General features: G+C 67.5%; 17 protein-coding genes and 3 pseudogenes. 8 read left to right on the top strand and 12 right to left on the bottom strand.

Going from position 1 to position 20,269, the window contains the following annotated elements:
- Window positions 1–2 precede the first annotated feature (2 nt).
- Together BSY239_RS02180 and BSY239_RS23045 are read right to left on the bottom strand one after the other, a co-directional pair.
- Window positions 3–489: pseudogene (locus BSY239_RS02180) on the bottom strand (copper chaperone PCu(A)C).
- A gap of 186 nt (window positions 490–675) precedes the next feature.
- Window positions 676–939 (bottom strand): annotated as a pseudogene (locus BSY239_RS23045) (hypothetical protein); the annotation flags it as partial.
- 155 nt (window positions 940–1,094) lie between these two features.
- On the opposite strand from BSY239_RS23045, the gene BSY239_RS02175 reads away from it, so the two are divergent.
- Window positions 1,095–1,739 (top strand): glutathione S-transferase family protein, encoded by a 645-nt coding sequence (locus BSY239_RS02175; RefSeq protein WP_069045388.1) that lies wholly within the window; start codon window positions 1,095–1,097, stop codon window positions 1,737–1,739.
- A gap of 66 nt (window positions 1,740–1,805) precedes the next feature.
- Here the strand turns inward: BSY239_RS02175 and BSY239_RS02170 are convergent.
- Window positions 1,806–3,939, bottom strand: a pseudogene (locus tag BSY239_RS02170) (PQQ-dependent dehydrogenase, methanol/ethanol family).
- Between the two features lie 236 nt (window positions 3,940–4,175).
- Between BSY239_RS02170 and BSY239_RS02165 the strand changes: the two are divergent.
- Entirely contained in the window at window positions 4,176–5,408 is a 1,233-nt protein-coding gene (locus BSY239_RS02165) for a helix-turn-helix domain-containing protein (RefSeq protein ID WP_069048723.1), read from the top strand.
- Here BSY239_RS02165 and BSY239_RS02160 read toward each other — a convergent pair.
- The 6 genes from BSY239_RS02160 to BSY239_RS02135 all read right to left on the bottom strand — a co-directional run bounded on the left by BSY239_RS02160 (window position 5,405) and on the right by BSY239_RS02135 (window position 10,138).
- Complete coding sequence (locus tag BSY239_RS02160) at window positions 5,405–6,169, bottom strand: lysophospholipid acyltransferase family protein (RefSeq protein WP_069045387.1); 765 nt, start codon at window positions 6,167–6,169, stop codon at window positions 5,405–5,407. The two genes, BSY239_RS02165 and BSY239_RS02160, sit on opposite strands and share 4 nt — an antisense overlap.
- Window positions 6,166–7,497 (bottom strand): dihydroorotase, encoded by a 1,332-nt coding sequence (locus BSY239_RS02155; protein WP_069045386.1) that lies wholly within the window; start codon window positions 7,495–7,497, stop codon window positions 6,166–6,168. Before BSY239_RS02155 ends, BSY239_RS02160 begins: the two co-directional genes overlap by 4 nt.
- 76 nt (window positions 7,498–7,573) lie before the next feature.
- A complete protein-coding gene (locus BSY239_RS02150; RefSeq protein ID WP_069048721.1) occupies window positions 7,574–8,536 on the bottom strand; it encodes an aspartate carbamoyltransferase catalytic subunit in 963 nt (320 codons plus the stop codon).
- Complete coding sequence (pyrR, locus tag BSY239_RS02145; RefSeq protein WP_083239763.1) at window positions 8,533–9,045, bottom strand: bifunctional pyr operon transcriptional regulator/uracil phosphoribosyltransferase PyrR; 513 nt, start codon at window positions 9,043–9,045, stop codon at window positions 8,533–8,535. The genes BSY239_RS02150 and pyrR overlap by 4 nt, the downstream gene beginning before the upstream one ends.
- 80 nt (window positions 9,046–9,125) lie before the next feature.
- The gene (ruvX, locus tag BSY239_RS02140; RefSeq protein WP_069045385.1) at window positions 9,126–9,554 is read right to left on the bottom strand and encodes a Holliday junction resolvase RuvX; all 429 of its coding nucleotides are present in this window, start codon (window positions 9,552–9,554) and stop codon (window positions 9,126–9,128) included.
- A complete protein-coding gene (locus BSY239_RS02135) occupies window positions 9,551–10,138 on the bottom strand; it encodes a YqgE/AlgH family protein (protein ID WP_069045384.1) in 588 nt (195 codons plus the stop codon). The genes ruvX and BSY239_RS02135 overlap by 4 nt, the downstream gene beginning before the upstream one ends.
- Before the next feature lie 76 nt (window positions 10,139–10,214).
- On the opposite strand from BSY239_RS02135, the gene BSY239_RS02130 reads away from it, so the two are divergent.
- Window positions 10,215–11,714: a cryptochrome/photolyase family protein gene (locus BSY239_RS02130; RefSeq protein ID WP_069045383.1), complete on the top strand. Its 1,500-nt coding sequence runs from the start codon at window positions 10,215–10,217 to the stop codon at window positions 11,712–11,714.
- 17 nt (window positions 11,715–11,731) lie between these two features.
- Here the strand turns inward: BSY239_RS02130 and tldD are convergent, their stop codons facing one another.
- From tldD to rodA, 3 genes are read right to left on the bottom strand one after another with little or no spacing between them, the layout of a single operon-like run.
- Window positions 11,732–13,192, bottom strand: a complete 1,461-nt coding sequence (gene tldD / locus BSY239_RS02125) for a metalloprotease TldD (protein WP_069045382.1) — start codon at window positions 13,190–13,192, stop codon at window positions 11,732–11,734.
- A 38-nt stretch (window positions 13,193–13,230) separates the two neighbouring features.
- Entirely contained in the window at window positions 13,231–14,118 is an 888-nt protein-coding gene (locus BSY239_RS02120; RefSeq protein WP_069045381.1) for an NAD(P)-dependent oxidoreductase, read from the bottom strand.
- Window positions 14,115–15,269, bottom strand: coding sequence for a rod shape-determining protein RodA (gene rodA / locus BSY239_RS02115; RefSeq protein WP_069045380.1), 1,155 nt, complete (start codon window positions 15,267–15,269; stop codon window positions 14,115–14,117). The genes BSY239_RS02120 and rodA overlap by 4 nt, the downstream gene beginning before the upstream one ends.
- 22 nt (window positions 15,270–15,291) lie before the next feature.
- On the opposite strand from rodA, the gene BSY239_RS02110 reads away from it, so the two are divergent.
- Genes BSY239_RS02110 through BSY239_RS02090 form a run of 5 tightly spaced genes read left to right on the top strand, consistent with a single transcriptional unit; the run spans window position 15,292 to window position 20,268 of the window.
- Entirely contained in the window at window positions 15,292–15,900 is a 609-nt protein-coding gene (locus tag BSY239_RS02110; protein WP_069048720.1) for a YqiA/YcfP family alpha/beta fold hydrolase, read from the top strand.
- Window positions 15,901–15,924: 24 nt separating this feature from the next.
- Window positions 15,925–18,009 (top strand): ribonuclease catalytic domain-containing protein, encoded by a 2,085-nt coding sequence (locus BSY239_RS02105; RefSeq protein ID WP_069045379.1) that lies wholly within the window; start codon window positions 15,925–15,927, stop codon window positions 18,007–18,009.
- A 28-nt stretch (window positions 18,010–18,037) separates the two neighbouring features.
- Window positions 18,038–18,907: an energy transducer TonB gene (locus tag BSY239_RS02100; protein WP_236944124.1), complete on the top strand. Its 870-nt coding sequence runs from the start codon at window positions 18,038–18,040 to the stop codon at window positions 18,905–18,907.
- Complete coding sequence (gene mtgA / locus BSY239_RS02095; RefSeq protein WP_069045378.1) at window positions 18,908–19,654, top strand: monofunctional biosynthetic peptidoglycan transglycosylase; 747 nt, start codon at window positions 18,908–18,910, stop codon at window positions 19,652–19,654.
- A gap of 2 nt (window positions 19,655–19,656) precedes the next feature.
- Window positions 19,657–20,268, top strand: a complete 612-nt coding sequence (locus tag BSY239_RS02090) for a lysophospholipid acyltransferase family protein (protein ID WP_069048718.1) — start codon at window positions 19,657–19,659, stop codon at window positions 20,266–20,268.
- Window position 20,269: the final 1 nt, after the last annotated feature.

The raw sequence follows: 20,269 nt of genomic DNA, 5'->3' as shown, positions 1-20,269 counted from the left end.
CCTCAGTGCTTGTGTTGACCGTGGGGTGCCGCGGCGGGCGCAGCGGCCGCAGCGTTGCCCAGCGGGCGCGCCGTGGCCTTCACCTCCAGCGTCGAGCGCAGGCCGTCCTTGCTCTCGAGCACCAGGGTCACGGGCACCACGTCGCCCGCCTTCACCGGTCCTTTGAGGTCCATCAACATCACGTGGTAGCTGCCGGGTTTGAGTTCCACCACCTTGCCCGCAGGCAAGGGCAGTGCGGTCACGGCGCGCATCTTCATCACGTCCTTGTCCATGGCCATTTTCGTGGATCTCGGCCACACCCGCCATCGGCGAGCTGACCTGCACCACACGGGTGTCGGCCTGGGCGGTGAGTTGCATGAAGGCGCCGGTGGTTTTCTGTTGCGCCACGGTGGCGCGCACCCAGGCGTCCTTGACTTCCACATTGGCGGGCACTTGGGCCCAGGCGCTGGCGGTGAGGGACAGCAGGGTGGCGATGATGATTTTTTTCATGAGGGAATCCAGTGAATTTGAAGCGGGTCCGACGCGCGGGCGGCGTGCAGCGCCATCGCGGGGTCGGACACAAAAACAAGCAACGCCCGCGCAGCGCGGGCAGGCACCGAGCAGGCTCAGACGGCCGGCGGGGCGCGCGATTGCGCCGGGGACCACACCGCAGCCGGGCGGGCCGAGGTGAACGCGGTGGTGGGCACAGAACCCTGGGCACCGACGGCTGTGGCCAGTGCTGTCTCGGGCGGCAGACCGGCCGCGCCTTGCATCGGGCACCAGGGGCAATGGGCCGAGCCGTCCGCCATGCTGCCAGGCTCGCCCGTGGGTGATGCAGCCCCGCCATCCACCCGCACCCAGAGCACGCCCGCTGGCGCTGCACACCTCCACCCAGCCCTGGCGGCTTGAGGCGGACACCGCGGCCTGCGCCAGCGTGGGCACCAGCGCGCCCCAGAGCATGGCCAGCAGGGCCAGCCAGGCGGCACAACGGTGGTGAAAAGGGCGCGCAGACATGGGGGGCGAGTTTATCAGCGGGGTCAACTGCGGGACCCATGCACAGCAGGTGGCCCCACTACCATCACGCCACCCCAATCCCACCCACACAGGAGACCGACATGCTCACACTCTGCGGCTTTGCAGCCAGCAACTACTACAACAAGGTCAAGCTCGCCCTGCTGGAAAAAGGCGTGACCTTTGAAGAAGAGCTGGCCTGGCTCGGCCAGACCGACAAGGCCGCCAGCCCGCTGGGCAAGGTGCCTTACCTCAAGACCGACGCGGGCCCGATCTCCGAGTCCACCGTGATCCTCGAATACATCGAAGACGCCCACCCTGCGCGTCCGCTGATGCCGGCCGATGCCTTCCAGAAAGCCAAAGTGCGCGAGATCGTGCGATACCTCGAACTGCACCTGGAGCTGGTGGCGCGCAACCTCTACGGCGAAGCGTTCTTCGGCGGCAAGGTCAGCGACGCAGCCAAGGAGAAAACCGCCGAGCAACTCGCCAAGAACGTGGCGGCCTTCAGCCAGCTGGTGAAGTTCTCACCCTTCATCGCCGGCGACACCTTCACCCTGGCCGACTGCGCCGCCGCCGTGCACCTGCCGCTGGTGAGCAGCGCCACCAAGATCATCTACGGCCGCGACTGCCTGGCCGATCTGCCGGTGCGCGATTACTTGAAACTGCTCGGCGAGCGCCCGGCCGTGCAGACGGTGAACGCCGATCGCAAGACCAACACCGAGCTGATGCTCAAGCGCGCCAAGGGTTGATCAGGCCAGCGCAACGTGCATGAAAAAGCCGGGCAGCTGCCCGGCTTTTTTGTGCCTCAACGCGCGTCAGTTCTTGGGTCGGATCGCGTCGGCCGTTCCTTGAATGAAGGCCTTGATTTTTTGCACGTCGTCCATGCTCAGCTTGCCCGTGAAGTCGGGCATGCCGCGCTCGGTGGCCGGGCCCTTGAACACGAACTTGTCCAGGTTCTCGATGTAGGACGCGTCCATGTAGCCCAGGTTGGGGATGTTGCCGCCACGGTCCACGCCGGGCACGCCGTGGCAGAACACGCAGTTGCTCACGTACAGCGCGGTGCCGGTGGGCACGTGCGCCGGGTCGTACTTCACCCCCGCCACCAGCTTGTCCATCTGGTACTTCACGAAGGCCGGCGCAGGCGCCTTGCCACCCACGGCGAAGGTGTAGACCGTGCCCGGGCCCTGGCGGTCGGTGGCGCGCTGCGCCAGGCCGTACACACCGCCCCAGCCCACGGCGATCGACACGTACTGCTTGCCATCCACCAGGTAGGTCGATGGCGCGGCGATCACGCCGGTGCCGGTGGGCGTTTCCCACAGCGGTTCGCCGGTGGTGGCGTTGTAGGCGATGAAGCGCCCGTCGGCCGTGCCCTGGAACACCAGGTTGCCCGCGGTGGTGAGCGTGCCTCCGTTCCACGGCGAGATCTGCTCCTTGGTCCAGGCGGCCTGCTGCTTCACCGGGTCCCAGGCCACCAGGCGGCCATAGGGCTTGCTGGTGGGCGGCTCCACGTTGGCGAAATTGGCCGTGTTCCAGCCCATGTTGGAGTGCGGCTCGCCGGGGCGCACGCCGTTGAACTTCCAGTCCTTGTTGTCCATCAACGTGAGCGGCACGCCCTGCACCGGCATGTAGACCAGACCGGTGGCCGGGTTGAACGACATCGAATGCCAGTTGCGCGCGCCGAAGGCGCTGGGGATGATCTCGCGCGGGCGGTCGCCGGTGCGCGCCGATGGCGGTTTCGATCGGGCGGCCGTTCTTGTCGTAGCCGCTGGCCCAGTTCACGTCGACGAAATTCTTCGCCGAGATGAACTGGCCGGTGACGCGGTCGATCACGAAGAAGAAACCGTTCTTGGGCGCGTGCAGGATCACCTTGCGCTTCTTGCCGTCCAGCGTGAGGTCCGCCAGGATCATCGGCTGCGTGGAGGTGTAGTCCCAGTTGTCGCCCGGGGTTTCCTGGTAGTGCCACACGTATTTGCCGGTGTCGGGGTTCAGCGCCACGATGGACGCCAGGTACAGGTTGTCACCACCGGCCGGGCTGCGCTTGTCGCGCTGCCACGGTGAGCCGTTGCCGGTGCCGACGTACATCAGGTTGAGTTCGGGATCGAATGCCATGGCGTCCCACGCTGTGCCGCCGCCACCGGCTTCCCACCACTTGCCGGCCGGGTCCCAGGTCTTGGCGGCCTTGGCCATGGACTCGTCTTCAAACGGTTTGCTCGGGTCGCCCGGCACGGTGAACCAGCGCCATTTCTGCGCACCACTCTTCGCGTCGTAAGCGGTGATGTAGCCGCGCACGCCGTACTCGGCGCCGCCGTTGCCGATGATCACGTTGCCCTTGAACACGCGCGGTGCACCGGTGATGGTGTAGCTGAACTTGCGGTCGATGATGGTGTCTTTTTCCCACGCGACCTTGCCGGTGGCCGCGTCCAGCGCGATCAGGCGGCCGTCGTAGGCGGCCACGAAGACCTTGCCTTCGTGCAACGCCACGCCACGGTTGACCACGTCGCAGCAGCCCTTGTAGCCGGCTTCGCGCGGCACCTGCGGGTCGTAGGTCCAGATGCGTTGGCCCGTGCGCACGTCCACCGCGTGCACCACGCTCCACGACGCGGTGACGTACATGATGCCGTCGACCACCAGCGGCGTGGACTCCACGCCCCGCTTGGATTCCAGGTTGTACGACCACACCAGGCCCAGATCTTTCACATTCGACGTGCTGATCTGGTTGAGCTTCGAATGGCGCGTCTCGGCGTAGTCCAGGCCGTAGCTCGGCCAGTCGGGGGTCTTGCTGGCGTTGTTCTTCATGAACGCGGCATTGACCTTGTTGACGGTGGCGGTGATGTGCGCTGCCGAACCCTTGGCCGGGGCCTGGGCAAACGCGGTTGCAGTCAGTGCCAGGGCAGCGAGCAGGCCGGCGGCCGCCCGCCACCCAGGACGGGCCAGGGGTGTGGTGTTCATCGTGTCTCCTGTGCAACCTGCTCGGGGCAGGGCTGTTGTGGGGCGCCCGCTCGGGCACGCGCAAGCAGCGCAAATCCTTTGTGGGCAACAACATGTTCCTCCTCTCGACCGCCACTTTCATCTTCGGGATTTCCCTGAACCGGAAGTGTTCCGGCCTGGAACACCGGGCTTACCCGCATCGGCGCGAAAGCGATGAACGGGATACTGGCGGACGCCCAGCCGTCCAGGAAAACGCCATGCCCACGCCTTTGTCCGGCCACCCGAACATGCCGCGCCAGCTCTTCTTTCAGACGCAGGAGCAGCGCACGTCACTGGCGCGCCAGCAGTTCTTTGACGAGGGCGCACGGCCCTCGGGGCTGGTGGGCGAAGCCGTGATCCAGTCGTGGATGCGTTGCCGTTCGTCGCAGCGAAACCCGCAGGAGCCGGTGAGCTTCGAGCAGGTCAGCCGCAGCCGCGCACATGCCAGCCTGAACCGCAACCGCCAGCTGCTGCAGGCCGGCAATCTCGAACTGCACCAGCTGGAGGCCGCGCTGCGCGGCACCGACTGCCGCGTGCTGCTGACCGATGCACAAGGCGTGATCATCCACGCCACCGAGCTGCCGTCGGCAGCACAGCAGCCGCTGCTCAAGACCGCGTGCCGCGTGGGCGTGAACATCGCCGAACAGCAGATCGGCACCACCGCGCCCGGCATCGTGGTGCGCACCGGCGAGGCCTGCACGGTGGCCGGCGCGGAGCACTACTTCCAGTGCCTGCAAACCATCCACTGCGCGGCCGCTCCCATCCGGGACATCCATGGCCAGCTCGCGGGTGTGCTCGACGTGTCGGTCGAGGCGGGTCGTTTCCATTTCGACCCCGCCTCGGTGGTCGGCATGTACGCCGCGACCATCGAAAATCGCTTGCTGCAGCTGCAGTCCACACAACATCTGGTGCTGCAGTTCCAGACCAGCCCAAGCCTGCTGGACACGCCACTGGAAGCCCTCGCCGGCATCGACGCCGACGGCCGCGTGCTCTGGCTCAACGGCGTGGCCCAGCGCCTCACGGGGTTCAGCGTGCAGGGGCGCCCGGGCGTGGACGAGGTGTTCGGCCTGGCACTGGACGGCCTGCTGGCGCTGCACCGACGGCAACAGGCCCTGGCCCTGCGCCTGCCCAGCGGCCTGGGGGTGTGGGTCAAGGGTCACCTGAACGCCAGCGACGGCACCGACTTCAACCACGCGGTGGCGTTGTCCGCCCCGGTGGCGCCGCTGGCTGCCGAACCCGTGGACACGCCGGCAGCATCCGAGCCGCCATCCCGGCTGGTGGACCACAGCCAGCGGTTGATCGAAACCACGCTGGCCGACTGCGACGGCAACATCGCCAAGGCGGCGCGGGCGCTGGGGGTGTCGCGCGGCATGTTGTACCGGCGGCTGCAGAAAAGTCCGCTGCGCGCGGCCGCGAGCACCGACTCGGCTCGTTCGACCCCTGCCCGCTAACCGCCCGAGGGAGGGCTGGTCACAACACCGTCCAGCAGGCGCTGCACCTCGACCCGCAAGTCCACCGCCCAGGTGCGCCGGTCACGCCCGCGCGGGGGTTGGGGTTCGCCGTAGCGCACCTGGGCCTGCACGCCGTCGGCGCACAGGGTGGACCAGATCGAGGCCACCAGCGTGGTGTCGCCAATGAACAGCGGACCGTCGTGCAGCCCGCCGCGAACGCTGTCGACAAAGCCCAGTGCCAGCGGCAGCACCGGTGCGTTGGCCGTGATCGCGGCCTGCAGCAGGTTGGCGTGAAACGGCAGCAGGGTGCGCCCGTCGCCGGTGGTGCCTTCGGGGAACACGGTGAGGATGTCGCCCGCGCGCAGGCGCTCGGCCATGTGGTGCACCACGCGCATCGCGTCGCGCCGGCTCTCGCGTTCGATGTAGAGCGTGCCCGCGCCGGTGATGAGCGAGCCCAGCAGCGGCCAGCCCTTCACGTCGGCCTTGGAGACAAAGCGGCTGGGGTGGGCGGCGTTGAGCACCAGGATGTCGAGCCACGAGATGTGGTTGGACACCATGAGCAACGGCCCGTGTGCAGGCGCCTCGCCCTGCACCACGAGTTCAACGCCCAGGATGGTCAGCATCTGGCGCGACCACTCGCGCACCACCAGCTGGGTTTGCGACGGCGTGAGACGGCCGAACTCGCTGCGGATGATCCACAGGCCGCGCAGCACGTGGCCGATGGCACGCAGGGCGCGCCAGGCGGCGCGCAGTTGTTTCACGCGAGAGCGTCCGACATCTGGTGCGCCACCTGGCCGCCCACCAGCGTGGCACGCACGCGCGCGGGCAGCTCGTGCCCACCAAACGGTGTGTGTTTGCCCTGGCTGCGCAGCGCGCTGGCCTGCACCGTCCAGCTGGCATTGGGGTCGAAGATGCAGAGGTCGGCCACGCCGCCCACCGCGATGCGGCCCACGCTGGCCTGCAGCGTGCCCAGGCTCGCACCCAGCACCGATTGCGGGCCGCAGGTGAGCACGGCCAGCGCCTGCATGAGGCCCAGGCCGTCCTGCTGCGCCCAGGTGCAGGCCAGGCCGAGCAGCAGCTCGACTGCCGTGGCGCCGGGTTCGGCTTCGGCAAACGGCAGCGTCTTGGCGTCGCTGTCCACCGGGTTGTGGTCGGACACCAGCGCGTCGATGGTGCCGTCGGCCAGGCCGGCGCGCAGCGCATCGCGGTCGCGCTGCTGGCGCACGGGCGGCTGCAGGCGCAGGCGGCTGTCGTAGTAGCCGATGTCGATGTCGGTCAGGTGCAGGTTGTGCACGCTCACGTCGCAGGTGACGGGCAGACCCTCCGCCTTGGCCTGGCGCACCAGCGCCAGACCCGCAGCGCTGCTGATGCGGCACAGGTGCACGCGCGCGTTGGCGCTGCCGGGCGTCTTGCCCTGCGTGGCGCGCATGAGTTCAAACAACGTGTGCAGCGCGATGGTTTCGGCCGCGGCCGGGATGCCGGCGAGGCCCAGGCGCGTGGCCAGCGGGCCGCTGGCGGCCACGCCCTTGCCGAGCCAGAAATCCTGCGGACGCAGCCACACGGTGTAGCCGAAGGTGGCGGCGTACTGCAGCGCGCGCTGCAGCACCTGCACGTTGACGATGGGCACCTCGGCCTGACCGAAGCCGATGCAGCCGGACTCGGTGAGTTCGGCCATTTCGGTGAGCACCTCGCCCTGCAGACCACGCGTGAGCGCGCCCAGCGGAAACACGCGCGCCAGGTGCAGTTTTTCGGCGCGGAACTTGAGCATGTCCACCAGGCCGGGTTCGTCGAGCACCGGGTCGGTGTCGGGCGGGCAGACCAGCGAGGTGACACCACCGGCCACGGCCGCGGCCATTTCGCTCTCGAGCATGCCGGCGTGTTCCTGGCCGGGTTCGCGCAGGCGCACCGCGAGGTCCACCAGACCGGGGGCCACCACACAGCCGGCGGCGTCGATGGTGCGCGCGGCGTGGAAGTCGGGCGCCACGTTGCCGATGGCGATGATGCGGCCCGCGGCGATGGCCACATCGGCGATCTCGTCGCGGCCGGTGGCCGGGTCCATGACGCGGCCGTTTTGAATCAATATCTTCATGACTGCCCTTGTAGTCGAATCTTGTCTGGCGAGCCCTCACCCCAACCCTCTCCCAAAGGGAGAGGGAGCAATACCGTCAAGCTTCATTCCCCGCGACGATGCCCATCACCGCCATGCGCACCGCGATGCCATAGGTGACCTGCGGCAGGATCACGCTCTGCGGACCATCCACCACCGCCGAATCGATCTCCACGCCCCGGTTGATCGGGCCCGGGTGCATCACGATCGCGTCCGGCTTGGCCCAGCGCAGGCGCTCGGGCGTCAGGCCGAAGCTCTTGAAGTATTCCTGGCTGGAAGGCAGCAGCGCGCCGCTCATGCGTTCGTTCTGCAGGCGCAGCGTGATCACCACGTCGCAGTCCCTGATGCCTTCTTCCAGCGTGTGGCACACGCGCACGCCCATCTGCGAGAGGTCGCTCGGCACGAGGGTGCGCGGGCCGACCACACGCACGTCGGGGCAGCCCAGCGTGGTCAGGGCGTGGATGTCGGAGCGCGCCACGCGCGAGTGCAGCACGTCGCCCACGATGGCCACCGAGAGCTTGGTGAAATCCTGCTTGTAGTGGCGGATCGTGTACATGTCGAGCAGCCCCTGCGTGGGGTGCGCGTGGCGTCCGTCGCCAGCGTTGATCACGTGCATATGCGGCGCCACGTGCTGCGCAATCAGGTAGGGCGCGCCGCTCTCGCTGTGGCGCACGACAAAGATGTCGGCCGCCATGGCGCTGAGGTTGGAGATGGTGTCGAGCAGCGACTCGCCCTTGGCGGTGGAGCTGCGCGCGATGTCGAGGTTGATCACGTCGGCGGAGAGGCGCGTGGCCGCGATCTCGAAGGTGGTGCGGGTGCGCGTGCTGTTCTCGAAGAACAGGTTGAACACGCTTTTTCCCCGCAACAGAGGCACCTTCTTCACCTCGCGGTTGCTCACGCTCACGAAGTTGGCCGCGGTGTCCAGGATCTGCGTGAGGATGTCGCGCGAGAGGCCCTCGGTGGAGAGCAGGTGGATGAGTTCACCGTTCTTGTTGAGTTGGGGATTGCGTCGCACGGTCAGGCTTTCTTGGGTTCGATCACAAAACTCAGGCGCCCCGCCCCGTCGCGCGCCAACTCCAGCAGCTGGTCGTCGGCCAGGGACACGCGCGCCGCGCACACATTGGCTTCGATCGGCAGTTCGCGCCCGCCGCGGTCCACCAGCACCGCCAGCCGCACGCTGGCCGGGCGGCCGTAGTCGAACAGTTCGTTGATCACGGCGCGCAGCGTGCGCCCGGTGTAGAGCACGTCGTCGACCAGCAGCACATGGGCGCCGTTCACGTCGAAGGGCAGGACGGTCTGCGCGCTGGACGCCAGGCCGCGCTGCGCGAAGTCGTCGCGGTGCATGCTCGACGAGATCACGCCGGCGTCGCCCGGCAGGCCCAGGTCGCGCTGCAGGCGCTCCGCCAGCCAGGCGCCGCCGGAGGTGATGCCGGCGAGCACCACTGGCGCAGGGGAGGCCTCGATGAGTGCCTTCACGGCGGGCAGGAGTTGCGCGTACAGCGCCTCCGCGTTCAGAGGCAAGGCCCCCACGCTTGTCGCTTCGCGTACTGCGCTGCCCCCCAGGGGGGCTCTCGCGCCTTGGGGCGGCCCGGCGTCGCTCGTGCTCTCGGTCAAGGCAAACTCCTCAAGAATTGTTCCAGGATGATGCAGGCCGACGCCGCGTCGGCGTCTTTCGCGCCCAGGCTGTGGGCTTCGGTGGTGCTGTAGCGCTCGTCCACTTCAAACACCGGCAGGCCGTGGCGGCCGCGCAGCTGGCGGGCGAACTTGAGGGCGCGCGCGGTGTTTTCGTGCGCCGCGCCGTCGGGGTGGTAGGGCACACCGACCACCAGCGCATCGGGCTGCCACTCTTTCAGGCGTTGCGCGATCAAGGCAAAGCGCGCATCGCCCTCGGCGTTGATGGTGGCCTGCGGTGTGGCGCTGCGCGTGATGCGGTTGCCGGTGGCCACCCCGGTGCGCTTCTGGCCGTAGTCGAACGCCAGAAACATCTGGCAATGCGCCGGGACTTCAAGGGTCGTGGGCGCAGCGGCAGGTGCACTCATGCGTGGCCTGCGTCCGGTGAAAGCATCCAGGGCTGCAGACCGAGCAAGGCCATCGCGCGCTCGTAGCGTTCGGCCACCGGCGCGTCAAAGATCAGACTGGGGTCGGCTTCGACCGTGAGCCAGCTGTTCTCGGTGATTTCCGATTCGAGCTGGCCCTGGCCCCACGAGGCGTAACCGAGCGACACGAACACACGGCGCGGGCCCGCGCCCGAGGCCATGGCCTCCAGCACGTCCTTGGAGGTGGTCATTTCCAGACCACCGGGAATCGAGAGCGTGGAGGCGTAGACCGATTCGCCCTCGCCCGACACCGCCTCGTGCAGCACAAAACCGCGCTCGGTCTGCACCGGGCCGCCCTGGAACACGGGCAGCTGCAGCAGATCATCTCGGCCCATGGGCAGGTCGACCTTCTCGAACAGGCGGGGCAACAGGATGTCGCTGGGCTTGTTGATCACCAGGCCGAGCGCCCCACGTTCGCTGTGCTCGCACATGAACACCACGCTGCGGCCAAATAGCTCATCGCTGAGGCCGGGCATCGCAATCAGGAAATGATTGGTCAGGTTGATGGGGGCAAAATCAGCTGGCATCGGCCGATTTTAAGCCGCTTGTCCGCCCCCACAGAGGTGGCCACCACCATCCCCCCAGCCCCACCCGCCCGGACGCATGAACACCTACGACAAAGGCCTGATGTGGTTCCGCCGCGACCTGCGCGCCGAAGACAACGCCGCGCTGTACCACGCGCTCAAGGTGTGCCGGCAGGTCTGGTGCGTGTTCGTCTTCGACACCGACATCCTCGACGCCCTGCCACGGGCGGACCGGCGTGTGGAGTTCATACGCGAATCGCTGGTGGAACTCGACAGCGCGTTGCGCACCCTGGGTCGCGAGAACGGCGCGGACGGCGTGGGCCTGATCGTGATGCACGGCCAGTCGGTCAAGGCGGTGCCGGCGCTGGCCCAAGAGCTTGCGGTGCAGGCGGTGTTTGCCAACCACGACGACGAGCCTGCGGCCAAGGAGCGCGACGCCCATGTGTTCGGCGACCTGGCGCACGCCGGCATCCTGCTGCACAGCCACAAGGACCACGTGATCTTCGAGCGGCGCGAGGTGCTCACGCAGATGGGCAACGCGTTCGGTGTGTTCACGCCCTACAAGAACGCCTGGCTCAAGGCGCTCACATCCTTCCACCTCAAGGCCTACCCGGTGGCGCAGTACGCGCGCACCCTGGCGCCGGTGCCTGCGGCGTGGGCCAAGCCGGTGCCCACATTGGCCGACATCGGCTTCGAGCCCACCAACCTGTCGCAACTGCCGCTGCCCACGGGCGCCAGTGGCGCACACCGCCTGTTTGAAGACTTCGTGGAGCGCATCGACCGCTACGACGAGACGCGCAACTTCCCCGCCGTGAAAGGCCCGAGCTACCTCAGCGTGCACCTGCGCTTCGGCACCATCTCGATCCGCCACCTGGCCTCGGTGGCGTACCAGATGCACCTGCAGGGGATGGTGGGCGCGAGCACCTGGCTCTCGGAACTGATCTGGCGCGACTTCTACCACCAGGTGATGGCCAACTTCCCGCACGTGGTGGACAAGGCCTTCAAGCCCGAGTACGACCACATCAAGTTCGAGCACGGCAAACACGCCAAGGAGCTGTTCGCCGCCTGGTGCGAGGGCCGCACGGGCTACCCGCTGGTGGACGCGGCCATGCACCAGATCAACCAGACCGGCTACATGCACAACCGCCTGCGCATGGTGGTGGCGAGTTTTCTGGTGAAGGACCTCGGCATCCACTGGCAGTGGGGAGAGCGGTACTTTGCCGAGAAGCTGATCGACTTCGACTTGGCGGCCAACAACGGCGGCTGGCAGTGGGCCAGCTCCAGCGGTTGCGATGCGCAGCCCTACTTCCGCATCTTCAACCCGGTGAGCCAGAGCGAGAAGTTCGACCCGCAGGCCAGGTTCATCCGGCGCTACCTGCCCGAGATCGCGGGCCTGCCGGATGCCGCGATCCACGCGCCGTGGCTGGCGCGCGAGATGGAACTGCTGGGTGCTGGCGTTGAGCTGGGCAAGACCTACCCAAGGCCGGTGGTCGACCACGCCGTGGCCCGAGAGCAAACCTTGCTCCGATACGCAGTCGTGAAAAAGCCGGGAAAAACGCCCTCGTCGTCCCCGGCTTGACGTTCAGCGCAGAAAGATCAGGCGGTGCCGCCGACCGTCAAACCATCGATGCGCAAGGTGGGCTGGCCCACGCCCACCGGCACGCTCTGGCCTTCCTTGCCGCAGGTGCCCACGCCACTGTCGAGCTTCATGTCGTTGCCGATCATGCTCACGCGGGTCAGCGAATCGGGGCCGTTGCCGACCAGCGTGGCGCCCTTCACCGGGTACTGGATCTGGCCGTTTTCCACCCAGTAGGCCTGGCTCGCGGAAAACACGAACTTGCCCGACGTGATGTCGACCTGGCCGCCACCGAAGTTGGTCGCGTACAGGCCCTTCTTGATGCTGGCCACGATTTCCTCGGGCGCCTTGTCGCCACCGAGCATGTAAGTGTTGGTCATGCGCGGCATGGGCACGTGGGCGTAGCTCTCGCGCCGGCCGTTGCCGGTGGGCTTCACGCCCATCAGGCGCGCGTTCATCGAATCCTGGATGTAGCCGCGCAGGATGCCGTCTTCGATCAGCACGTTCTTCTGTGAGGTGTGGCCTTCGTCGTCCACGTTGAGCGAGCCGCGGCGGTCGGCGATGGTGCCGTCGTCGAGCACGGTCACGCCCTTGGCCGCCACGCGCTGGCCAATGCGCCCGGCGAAGGCGCTGGAGCCCTTGCGGTTGAAGTCGCCTTCAAGCCCATGGCCCACGGCTTCGTGCAGCAGGATGCCCGGCCAGCCCGAGCCCAGCACCACCACCATCTCCCCAGCCGGCGCAGGCCGGGCGTCGAGGTTGGTCAGCGCCGACGACACGGCTTCGTCCACGTAGGTCTGCACCATGGCCTCGTCAAAGTAGGCCAGGCCAAACCGGCCACCGCCACCCGACGAGCCCACCTCGCGGCGGCCAGCCTGCTCGGCGATCACGGTGACCGACAGGCGGATCAGCGGGCGCACGTCGGCGGCCAGCGTGCCGTCGGCGCGCGCCACCAGCACCACGTCGTGTTCGGCGGCCAGACCGGCCATCACCTGCACCACGCGCGGGTCCTTGGCCTTGGCCATTTTTTCCACCTTCTCCAGCAGCGCCACCTTGGCCGTGCTGTCGAGCGTGCCGATCGGGTCCACGCCGCCGTAGAGCGAGCGCGACTTGGCCACCTTGGAAGCCGGCGTCTTGACCTTTTTCGACTGGCCCTGGCCGGAAATGCTGCGCACGGTGTGCGCGGCGTCCAGCAGCGAGTCCCAGGAGAGGTCGTCGGAATACGCAAACGCGGTTTTCTCGCCGCTGACCGCACGCACGCCCACGCCCTGGTCGATGCTGAAGCTGCCGGTCTTGACGATGCCCTCTTCCAAGCTCCAGCCTTCGCTGCGCGTGGTCTGGAAATACAGGTCGGCATCGTCCACGCCGTGCGACATGATCTCGCCGAGCGCTCGCTGCAAATGCGCGGGCGTGAGGCCAAACGGTTCGAGGAGCAGGCTTTGGGCGGTGGCCAGACGGGCCAGGGTGGGTTCGCGTGAAATCATGGGGTCATTGTAAGAACGACCCGCCCCGCGCGCTGGTGTCAGGGTCTTGGGGCCGTCTGGCGCAGGAACGCGAGCAGCGCGGCGTCGTCCAGATCGGCCATGCCCGCCGCATGGGCCGCCTTGAACACCCCGGCCGCGCTCGCGCCCAGCGGGCCTTCAAACCCGACGCTGCGCGCCGCCGCCACCGCCAGCCGGGTGTCTTTTTCCAGCAGGGTCACGTGGGCGCGCGGGGCCAGGTCGCCGCCGATTGCGCGGCGCATGCGGTCCGAGCCGATCCAGCTCTGGCCACTCGACCGTTCGATCACGTCCAGCGTGGTGCCGAGGTCCAGCCCCAAACGTTCGGCCAGGGCCAGCACCTCGGCCGCACCCACCAGGTTGATGCCGGCCAGCAGGTTGTTGACCAGCTTGGTGCGAGCGCCATCGCCCACACGGTCGCTGATGCGCATCACGTTGAGCGACAGGGCGGCCAGCAGATCGGCGTGGCGATCCAGCACCGCCGCTGGCGCGGCCACCATCAGGCTCATGCGGCCATCGCGAGCGCGTTGTGGGCCGCCCGACATGGGCGCGTCGATGCAATCGATGCCCTGCGCGGCAAGCCGCTGGGCGATGGACACGGTGTCTTCGGGTGCGATGGTGGGGCACAGCACGACAGCCTGGCCGGGCCGCATGCCGACGGAGGCGCCCTCCTCGCCCCACAGCACCTCGCGGCACTGGTCGGCGTCCACCACCACGATCACCAGGGCGTCCCGGGGCCCGAGCTGCGCCACCGCCGAGAACGGTGAGTCGGCCAGGCTGGCACCGGCGGCCAGGGCCTGCTGCTGGCGCAGCGGGTCGGTGTCGCACACCGTCACGGGCCAGCCGGCTTCGCACAGCCGCTCCACCAGCGCGCCGCCCATGTTGCCCGCGCCGACAACAGCGACCGTCATGACTGCATGAAGCGCCGGGACTTGGCGATGGACATCAGCATGCCCAGGCCCACGCCCATGGTGACCATGGCGGTGCCGCCGTAGCTCACGAACGGCAGGGGCACGCCCACCACCGGCAGGATGCCGCTGACCATGCCCATGTTGACGAAGGCGTAGACAAAGATGTTGAGCGTGAGCGCACCGGCCAGCAGGCGCGAAAACAGGGTGGGCGCCTCCATGGCGATGACCAGGCCGCGCACGATGAGGAAGATGAAGCCGGCCATGAGGCACAGCGTGCCGACCAGGCCGAACTCTTCGGAGAAGGCGGCGTAGATGAAGTCGGTGGTGCGCTCGGGGATGAATTCCAGGTGGGTCTGCGTGCCCTGCATGAAGCCCTTGCCCCACACCCCCCCCGAGCCGATGGCGATCATGCCCTGGATGATGTGGAAGCCCTTGCCCAGCGGGTCCTTGGACGGATCGAGCAGCGTGCAAACGCGCTGGCGCTGGTACTCGCGCAGCACATGCCAGTCCACGTCGGGCGCGCACAGCTGACCCTCAAAGGAGATCAGCAGCACGATGGCCACCGCGCCGATCAGCACCGGCGGCAGGATGAGCTTCCAGCTCAGGCCGGCGAAGAAGATGACGAACAGGCCGGAGGAGAGCACCAACAACGAGGTGCCCAGGTCGGGCTGCATGAGCACGAGTGCCACCGGCAGCACCAGCAGCAGGCCGGCGGCCACGAAGTCCAGCGGCTTGAGCTGGCCTTCGCGGCGGTGGAACCACCAGGCCAGCATGAGGGGCATGGCAATCTTCATCAACTCGCTGGGCTGGATCACCATGCCGACGTTCAACCAGCGCTGCGATCCCTTGCGTTCGATGCCGAAAAACTCCACGCCCAGCAGCAGGATCACGCCCAACGCGTAGGCCGGCAAGGCCAGGCTCATGAGGCGGTGCGGCGGAATCTGCGCCACGAGGAACAACACACCCGCGGCGATCAACATGTTGCGTCCGTGGGATTCGAACCGCGTGCCGTGGTCGAAGCCGACCGAGTACATGGTCAACAGACCCGCACCCGCCATGATCAGGATGGCCAGCAGCAGCGGCAGATCGAATCCCAGAAAGACCGGGGCAATGCGCTGCAGCAGGGAGGGTTTGTCGAACACGGCGGACATGGAGCGCGATTATCCTTCGCCGATGCGCCCAGCCACCACCCACCTGCTCTATCTCCACGGCTTTCGGTCGTCGCCACAGTCCATGAAAGCGCAGAAGGTGGCCGCCCGTGTGCAGGCCAGGCACCCGGGCGTGACCTGGTGGTGCCCGCAGCTGCCGCCCTCGCCCGCCGAGGCGATGGCCCGGGTGATGCAGGGCACGGCCGGCTGGCCGCGCGAGACCACGGCGGTGGTGGGCTCCTCGCTGGGCGGCTTCTACGCCCGGTGGTTCTCGCTGCAGACCGGCTGCCCCGCGGTGTTGCTCAACCCCGCCCCGTTCCCGGCGCGCGATCTTTCGGCTTACATCGGCGAGCAGACGGCATGGCACGACCCGCAGGAACGTTTCTTTTTCCAGCCCGGCTTTGTGGACGAGCTCACAGCCCAGCAGGCCGACATCGAGCGGCTGGCGGCCCTCCATCCCACCCGGCCCGAGGGCCTGTTCGCCATCGTTTCCAAGGGCGACGAGGTGCTGGACTGGCGGGAAATGCAGGCTTTTTGCGCGGGGGGCACGGTGCGCCTGCTCGAAGGCAGCGACCACGCCATCAGCGACTTCGACGCACATATCAATGATGTCTTTGCGTTCTTAGGTCTGTAGCGCCCCCATGGGACAATCCGGCCCATGCACATCCTGTTTGATGAAGCCGGCAAGTTGTTGACCGGCCGCCTCCTGTCCGAGGCTGAAAGTTCCCTGCAAGTCGAGCTCGATTCCGGCAAGCGCGTCAAGGTCAAGGCGGTCAACGCGCTGCTGCGGTTTGAAAAACCCGCCCCCGCCGCCTTGATGGCCTCGGCCACCGAGCTGTCCACCGACATGGATCTGGCCCTGGCCTACGAATTCGCCCCCGAAGACGAGTTCGGCTTTGCCGACCTGGCGCGCGAGTACTTCAACAGCAGCGCCAGCACCGCCGAGCAGGTGGCCGCGCTCTTGTGTCTGCAGGGTGCGCCGCACTACTTTCGCCGCGCCGGCAAGGGCCGCTACAAAAAGGCGCCGGCCGACATCCTGGCCCAGGCGCTGGCCGGCATCGAGAAGAAAAAGCAGCAGCAGGCGCAGATCGAAGCCTGGGCGGCCGAACTCGCCGGTGGCACCTGCCCCGAGCCGGTGCGCCAGCAGCTCTACAAGATCCTCTTCAAGCCCGACAAGAATGCGCCCGAGTACAAGGCCGTGGTCGAGGCCGCGCGCAGCAGCCACACCGCGCCACTGACCCTGTTGCAGAACGCCGGCGCCATCAGCAGCGCCTACCAGTTCCACTGGCAGCGTTTCCTGTTCGACCAGTTCCCCAAGGGCACCGGCTTCCCGGCGCTGCAGGCTCCGGTGATCACCGACGAGCTGCCGCTGGCCACCGTGCAGGCCTTCTCCATCGACGACTCGCACACCACCGAGATCGACGACGCGCTCTCGCTGCAAGGCCTGGGCAGTGGTTCGGTCACGCTGGGCATCCACATCGCAGCGCCCGGTCTGGCCATCGTGCCCGAGAGCGCCATCGACCAGGTGGCGCGCCACCGCCTGTCCACCGTCTACATGCCGGGCCACAAGATCACCATGCTGCCCGACGAGGTGGTGCAGGCCTACACGCTGATGGCCGGGCGGGACTGCCCGGCGGTCTCGCTCTACGTCACGTTTGACGAAGCCACGCTGGCCATCACCGACACGCGCACCGTGCTCGAACGGGTGCCGATCGCGCAGAACCTGCGCCACGACCAGCTCGACACCGTGATCACCGAGGCCTGGCTCTCGGGGGAAGCCCCGGCCGACAACGCCGTGCCCGAGATCGCCGCGCTGCAGCCCACGCTGGCCTTCATCTTCACGCTGGCCCGCCACCTCAAGGCGCAACGCGAGGTGGTGCGCGGCAAGCCCGAAAACTTCACGCGACCCGACTACACCTTCCGCCTGGAAGGCAAGACCGGCGACGAGCCGGTGGGCGACGAGACGGTGGTGATCGGCACGCGCCAGCGCGGTGCGCCGCTGGACCTGATGGTGGCCGAGGCCATGATCCTGGCCAACAGCACCTGGGGCAACTGGCTCAACGACTGCGGCGTGCCCGGCATCTACCGCAGCCAGGCCAGCATGGCGCCGGGCGTGAAGGTGCGCATGGGCACCAAGGCGCAGCCGCACGCCGGCATCGGTGTGAAGAGCTACGCCTGGAGCACCTCGCCTCTGCGCCGTTATGTGGACATGGTCAACCAGTGGCAGATCATTGCCTGCGCGCGTCACGGCAAGACCGCCGCACTCGCAGCACCGTTCAAGCCGAAAGACGCGAACCTGTTTTCGATCATCAGCGCGTTCGACGCCGCCTACACCGCCTACAACGGTTTCCAGAACGGCATGGAGCGTTACTGGACGCTCAAGCACCTGCAGCAAAGCGGCACCACCGAACTCACCGCGACGCTGGTGAAAGACAACCTCGTGCGTGCGGATTCGCTGCCCCTGGTGCTGCCGGTGATGGGCGCCGACGGCCTGCCGCGCGGTGCGCATGTGCGCGTCAGGCTCGGCGAGATCGACGACATCACGCTCGATGTGCACGGCACCGTGATCGAGCGCCTGGACCTGCCGGTGGACGACACGGCGGACGACAGCGCGGGCGAGGATGGGGAAGACGAGGAACTCTCGTCGCCGCTGGCCCTGGCCATCGACGTGAACGAAGGCGAGGGCAGCGAGCCCGCCGCCCAGCCGACCGGGGCCACCGACCCGGCGGGCCATTCGGCCTGAACGCGCGGGCCACACGGATAATCGCCGCGTGAAGACAAGCACCCTCGCATTCCTGAAAGGCCTGAGCACGCTGCAGCTGGCGCTGGGCATTTCCATCGCGGTGCACGCCGCCGTGCTCACAGTGCGCTTCGTGAACCCCGAGGGCTTCAACCGCGCTTTTCAGGACACGCCGCTGGAGGTGATCCTGGTCAACGCGCGCAGCAACGAGCGGCCCGAAAAGGCGACCGCCATTGCACAGGCCTCGCTGGCCGGTGGCGGCGACGCGGTGCGCGGGCGCTCCACCTCACCCCTGCCGCCCACCACGGTGGCGCGCGTGGGCGACACGCCCGAAGAAGACGAACGCAAGATCGAAGCGCTGCGCGAACAACAAAACCAGCTGCTCGCCCAGGTGCGGCGCGAGCTCGCCAGGATGCCGGCGCCCGACACCCAGGCCGTGAACCCCAGCCGCGAGGTGGTGGAGCGTGAAGAGAAGCGCAAGGCGCTGGTGAAGATCCTGGCCGAGATCGAGCGGCGCATCAACGAAGAGAGCGCCCGGCCGAAAAAGCGCTACATCAGTCCGGCCACCCGCGAGGCGGTTTACGCCATCTACTACGACGAGCTGCGCCGCAAGATCGAAGACCGCGGCACCACCAACTTTCCCGAAGCCGCCGGCCGCAAGCTCTATGGCGAGCTCACCATGATCATCACGGTCAACCACACCGGGGGGGTGCTCGACACCGAGATCGTGCAGACCTCCGGCAACAACCTGCTCGACCGCCGCGCCCAGGCCATCGTGCGCAGCCTGGCGTTTGGCCAGTTCAACGACGGCATGCGCCGCCAGGCCGACCAGATCGTGGTGGTCTCTCGCTTCCGCTTCACGCGCGACGAGACACTGCAGACCCAGCTCTCTGGCCAATAGATGCGCTCACTCGGTCGCTGGCTGCTGTGGATGGTGCTCGCCGGTGTGGCGCTGCAGATGTTTTTTGCGCTGCGCATCGCAGCCATGGTGGTGATCGATCCCGCCAGCACCGCCTTCATGCGCTCCGAGGCTTGGCGTGTAGGCCAGGAGAGCATGACCACCGACAAGACCTGGCGCTGGTCGCACCAGTGGGTGGCCGGCGACCAGATCAGCTCCAACCTCAAGCGCGCGGTGATCGCGTCGGAAGACGCGGGTTTCCTGGAGCACGGCGGGGTCGACTGGGAAGCCATCGAAACCGCGTGGCAGAAGAACGAAAAACGCCAGCAACAGGCCGAAAAACGCGCCGCCGCTCGGCCCGACAAACCGGTGCGCGAACCCAAGGTGGTGGGCGGCTCCACGATCACGCAACAACTGGCCAAGAACCTGATGCTGTCGGGCGAGCGCCAGTTCCTGCGCAAAGGCCAGGAACTCGTGCTCGCGGTGGCGCTGGAGGCGCTGCTGAGCAAGGAACGCATCCTGGAGATCTACCTCAACAGCGTGGAGTGGGGCGAAGGTGTGTTCGGTGCCGAGGCCGCCGCGCAGCGCTACTTCAAGAAGCCGGCCAGCAAGCTCAGCGCGTCGGAGGCCGCGCGGCTGGCGGTGATGCTGCCCTCGCCCAAGTTCTTTGAAACACGTCAAGGCTCGGCCTACCTCGCTCGCCGCACCGGCACCATCGTCGCCCGCATGGGTGATGTTCAGTTGCCATGAACATGCGCGCCACCGCCATGAGCGTGTTCCTGCTCGGCCTGGTGCGCTTGCTCACGGGTGCGCAGGCACGCTGGCACGGTTGCCCGCCCAAGGCCGAGCAGCGCATCTACTTTGCGAACCACCAGAGCCACGCCGACCTGGTGCTGATCTGGGCCGCGCTGCCGCACGAGCTGCGCAGCATCACCCGCCCCATCGCCGCCAAGGACTACTGGACCGCGTCGAACTTCAAACGCTGGATCACCACCGAGGTGTTCAACGCGGTGTACGTGGAGCGCGAACGCAAGGGCGACGAAGACCCGCTGCAGCCGCTGATCAACGCGCTGGACAGTGGGGACTCGTTGATCCTGTTTCCCGAAGGCACACGCGGCCATGAGGAAGACCCGCAACCCTTCAAGTCGGGTCTGTACAACCTGGCCCTGCGCTTCCCCGGCGTGGTGCTGGTGCCGGCCTGGATCCACAACGTGCAGCGCGTGATGCCCAAGGGAGAGGTCGTGCCGGTGCCGGTGTTGTGCTCGGTGACGTTTGGCGAGCCACTCGCGCTGGGGGTTGACGAGCCACGTGCCGATTTTCTGAAGCGTGCGCGCGAGGCGGTGATCGCCTTGAGGGAAGTCTGAC

The organism is Hydrogenophaga sp. RAC07 (assembly GCF_001713375.1).
Taxonomy (GTDB): Bacteria; Pseudomonadota; Gammaproteobacteria; order Burkholderiales; family Burkholderiaceae_C; genus Hydrogenophaga.
The sequence above is the reverse complement of the archived record's forward strand: the minus strand, read 5'-3'. Positions and strand labels throughout refer to the sequence as shown.

What these genes read in the sequence shown, in the direction of transcription:
- BSY239_RS02090 (WP_069048718.1), top strand. Translation starts at nt 19,657, where the DNA reads ATGCGCGCCACCGCCATGAGCGTGTTCCTGCTCGGCCTGGTGCGCTTG.
- tldD (WP_069045382.1), bottom strand. Translation starts at nt 13,192, where the DNA reads ATGATTTCACGCGAACCCACCCTGGCCCGTCTGGCCACCGCCCAAAGC.
- rodA (WP_069045380.1), bottom strand. Translation starts at nt 15,269, where the DNA reads ATGTCCGCCGTGTTCGACAAACCCTCCCTGCTGCAGCGCATTGCCCCG.
- BSY239_RS02120 (WP_069045381.1), bottom strand. Translation starts at nt 14,118, where the DNA reads ATGACGGTCGCTGTTGTCGGCGCGGGCAACATGGGCGGCGCGCTGGTG.
- ruvX (WP_069045385.1), bottom strand. Translation starts at nt 9,554, where the DNA reads ATGAGTGCACCTGCCGCTGCGCCCACGACCCTTGAAGTCCCGGCGCAT.
- BSY239_RS02175 (WP_069045388.1), top strand. Translation starts at nt 1,095, where the DNA reads ATGCTCACACTCTGCGGCTTTGCAGCCAGCAACTACTACAACAAGGTC.
- BSY239_RS02130 (WP_069045383.1), top strand. Translation starts at nt 10,215, where the DNA reads ATGAACACCTACGACAAAGGCCTGATGTGGTTCCGCCGCGACCTGCGC.
- BSY239_RS02135 (WP_069045384.1), bottom strand. Translation starts at nt 10,138, where the DNA reads ATGCCAGCTGATTTTGCCCCCATCAACCTGACCAATCATTTCCTGATT.
- BSY239_RS02105 (WP_069045379.1), top strand. Translation starts at nt 15,925, where the DNA reads ATGCACATCCTGTTTGATGAAGCCGGCAAGTTGTTGACCGGCCGCCTC.
- BSY239_RS02110 (WP_069048720.1), top strand. Translation starts at nt 15,292, where the DNA reads ATGCGCCCAGCCACCACCCACCTGCTCTATCTCCACGGCTTTCGGTCG.
- BSY239_RS02155 (WP_069045386.1), bottom strand. Translation starts at nt 7,497, where the DNA reads ATGAAGATATTGATTCAAAACGGCCGCGTCATGGACCCGGCCACCGGC.
- mtgA (WP_069045378.1), top strand. Translation starts at nt 18,908, where the DNA reads ATGCGCTCACTCGGTCGCTGGCTGCTGTGGATGGTGCTCGCCGGTGTG.
- BSY239_RS02165 (WP_069048723.1), top strand. Translation starts at nt 4,176, where the DNA reads ATGCCCACGCCTTTGTCCGGCCACCCGAACATGCCGCGCCAGCTCTTC.